The 3,474-nt window shown below is 58.8% G+C and carries 3 protein-coding genes and 2 pseudogenes; 2 read left to right on the plus strand and 3 right to left on the minus strand.

Translation table 11 applies throughout. The annotated features are described in order from the left end of the window. Positions 1-248, plus strand: a pseudogene (locus Q0D45_RS00005) (LysR family transcriptional regulator); the annotation flags it as partial. A gap of 7 nt (positions 249-255) precedes the next feature. After that, positions 256-1,242, plus strand: a complete 987-nt coding sequence (locus Q0D45_RS00010; protein ID WP_293387005.1) for a 2Fe-2S iron-sulfur cluster binding domain-containing protein — start codon at positions 256-258, stop codon at positions 1,240-1,242. 108 nt (positions 1,243-1,350) lie between these two features. Here Q0D45_RS00010 and Q0D45_RS00015 read toward each other — a convergent pair. The 3 genes and pseudogenes from Q0D45_RS00015 to Q0D45_RS00025 all read right to left on the minus strand — a co-directional run. Beyond that, a pseudogene (locus Q0D45_RS00015) lies at positions 1,351-1,563 on the minus strand (transposase); the annotation flags it as partial. Between the two features lie 331 nt (positions 1,564-1,894). Beyond that, complete coding sequence (locus Q0D45_RS00020) at positions 1,895-2,425, minus strand: 3-phenylpropionate/cinnamic acid dioxygenase subunit beta (protein WP_293387007.1); 531 nt, start codon at positions 2,423-2,425, stop codon at positions 1,895-1,897. Positions 2,426-2,427: 2 nt separating this feature from the next. After that, positions 2,428-3,474 (minus strand): aromatic ring-hydroxylating dioxygenase subunit alpha (locus Q0D45_RS00025; RefSeq protein WP_293387009.1); only part of this gene is annotated, 1,047 nt, incomplete at its 5' end.

Raw genomic sequence — 3,474 nt, forward strand, 5'->3', positions numbered from 1 at the left:
AGGTGAAGCTGACGGTTCCCCACTTCATGGCCGTTGGTCATATCCTGCAGGCCACCGATATAGTTGCGACGTTGCCGGAGGCATTCGCGCACCTGCTCGAACAGCCCTTCGGCCTCGTGAGCCTGACCCACCCCATCGGATTGCCGACCGTGAACATTGACGCTTACTGGCACCGACGACTGCACCGGGATCCTGCCAACCTGTGGCTGCGGAACCTTATGGTCGAGCTTTTCTCCGTCCGAGGATAGGTTACCAATGCTGCTGACCTTGCTGCCAGACAGTCGTGTTCTCGACATCGAGCCTGGAGAGACCTTATTGGCGGCACTTCGCCGCCAAAAGGAACCCATTTCCTACAGTTGCGAAGACGGACGCTGCGGACTTTGCCATTGTGTTCTGACCTACCCGGACCGCGTTTCATCCGAGAACTGCCTGAGCGCCGATCCACTCGATAAATCTATCGTCCTCGCCTGCCAGACAGCACCCAATGCTGACTGCCTGCTGGAACTCCCTGATCGCAATGACATTCTGGTGCTGCCTCCCCAGATTATTCGCGCCCAGATCGTCGCGATTGTGCCGATGGCCGAGCGCGTACGACGAATTTTCCTACGCCCCCAGAAATCCGTACAGTTCGCACCAGGTCAACACTTCGAAGTGACCCTGTCTTCGAACATTATCCGCATGTACTCGGCTGCCTGTCTGCCAAGTGATCCAGAGCTCATTTTCGACATCCAGATTCACCGGGACGGGCGTGCATCCCGGTATCTAGTTGAGAATCTGAAAGTCGGAGATACCCTGCGCCTCCGTGGTCCGCTAGGTACCACCTATCTTCGATGCCACGGCGTGGAGCCGACGCTTTACGTGTCCAGCGGTACCGGCCTCGGCCCGATGATGGCGCTGCTGCGTGCATCTGTCGACGCTGAGACAAAAAATCCGATGCACATCTATTCCGGCTTTCTGATGGCTGAGGACGCGTATGGAACCGGCGATCTTGCCTCGCTTGTCAAAAAGCTGAGGGTCGTACGCCGCAATGAACGGGTCATCGGCGGCGGGATCCTCGGGCGGGGGGAACGCCACGGACTGCTAACCGACATCATTGCCGACGACCTCGGTTGTCTCAGCGGATTTCGCGCTTACATCTTTGGATCGCCGCACGCCGTCGATTCGACCGCGCGCCTGCTGCGCCGCATGGGCATTGCGCCGGAACGACTGCATATAGAACCCTTTCATTATTCCAGCCTCTAATCCTACTGTGCTGCAAGCGTAAATTGATCTTTCGAAGCCCGCAGCACGGACATTCCGGCAATGTTGCGGTGTGCGCCACGCTGAACTGATGGCGCAGGGTCGGGAGTCACAAACCCGGCACAGCAACTCTGCATCTGACCAATCCGCCTTCGCGACGAGGTGGCGCAGGGATTGATGAACAGCACGGACATTCAGTAGATCCAGCCCTGCCGCCATCGGTTCCACCCTCGTGCGAGGAGGCGTCAGCATCAGCCCCGTGCATTAACCCCGAAGACCTGCGTCCCGGTCCGCATGACACAATCCATCGGACAGATAATCCAGATACGCATCAAACCGCTAGCTTGCCTTCATCGCAGTTCTACTCTTGCTTGAAGAACGTCACATGGTGGCTTGATTTTATTGAGGCGGTAAGACTAAGGATTTTCGCCTTGAAGCCCGAACAATAGCTCTCGTCGCCGCCCCGTCATCGGCGCTTGCTGGGCCATGACGGAAAAATGCTAGTCCGGTGCCGCTCAGCTTCGATCCCCAGAGGCGCACAGTCTGACCAATTGCATAGATTTCGCGGATTTTCACTGCGTGTAGTGCTTTGGCGCACGTGGGGCAGGAGGCTGACGAGAAGCGGATTTCGCCACTGCCAACCTGCGAACCCTGGTCAGAAGAACACGTTCAGATTGGTGTCCGGCACCGTGCTGTGGTCGAGCCTGATCTCGCGACGTGCCAGCAGCCATCGGTGTTCGACCTTGCGCCAGCAATCTTCGCGCCCGGCGATCAGGGAACGGGCCTGGCTATCGATGCGGCTGCGATGAATCGAGATGACGGAGTACACCTGCATCTCGGCGGCCACCGATGTCGGCACGATCTCGACATTGCTCACCACCCGACGCACGAAATTGGGCGGATCCTCCGCCCATACATAGCCGGACTGCAGGCGCTTGATGCGCAGCGCGAGCCGATCGCGGGTGTCATTGAAGATATAGCCGCTGCCAAGCACCAGCGGCGGCGCGCGATCTTTACGGAAGCGCCGGCTCGTCAGCGCCATGCGATAGATGATGTCTTCTGCGGTCTGATCAAGCCAGTCCGTGAATCGTTCCTCGTCTAGCAGTCGTGCTTCACGGTACAGGGCATCTTCGAGCGCGCGCAGGTCGAGCAGATGTTGCAGCTCATGGTTTTCTTGAATGCCCATGTTCAGCCCTCCGAAGCCAGACGATTGAGGTTATAGCTGGGCACGTCTTTCCACGATGCAGCTCCGGTGAGCTCCTGCCAACGACGATAGAAGTAGCGCTGGTTGTGCTCACTGACCAGGCCGGTAGCAATGTCGCCCGGGAATCCCTCGCGTCGCGCCGAGTGCCCCAAGGCCATGTGCGTGTAGAGATCCATCTGCGCCGTGCGCCATCCACGCGATTGCTCCGTGCAGGCTGCGAGATTGTCGCCATCATCGTTATCAAACAGACCTGCGGGCCCGAAGGTCAGACACTGGTTGTCCAGGATCATGCCCTTGATGTCGTTGGGCATGTCGTTTTCGGTCATCGCCCAGGTCCACTGCTCCACCTTGCCCGGACCCTTGGGGTGATAAACCCGAAACCAGTTCAAACCCGGCAAGAGTTGCAGGTTGGGAAATATGGTGATGTTGAGCTGCGATCCCCATAGTTTTTGCGCGCGAACCGCGCCCAGCCGCTCCACCACCTTTGAGCGGTTTGCTTCGAGGTAATCGACGAAGGGTTTTGGGTTTGGGTAGAACGCATACCCCGACTGACCGTCGAGCGCGGCGAGCACCATGTGTCCGTTGAGCCCGGCCACCGACATGCCCATATCCAAGCCCGAAGCATCGGCATTGCCTGCGCGGAGGCCGGCCAAATCCATGGTTTGCACCGCTTGCATGGCCGCATGATGGGCCCAGCCCAGGTGATAGCCGTCCCCACAAACGTTCTCCACCGGAAATTTCCAGTTGGTGGGGAAATCGATCTTCTGCGTCTCACCAACCAGCGAGGTGCCACCCGGCATGGCATCCAGCCATACATCGAGATACCACTTCACATCGCCGAGGTAGTCGACAAGCGATGGCGCATCGGGATCGAAGTTGCCAAAGATCAGGCCCTTGTAGCTCTGCACCTGCGCCACCGGCACCAAGCCGTGCTTCGAACGATCGATCTCGCCGAAGTAGGCCTCTTTTTCCAGCGGCACGGCCGCGAGCGCACCATCGGCGGTGAACGACCAACCGTGATAGTTGCAGGT

Source organism: Nevskia sp. (assembly GCF_023266035.1).
Lineage (GTDB): Bacteria > Pseudomonadota > Gammaproteobacteria > Nevskiales > Nevskiaceae > Nevskia.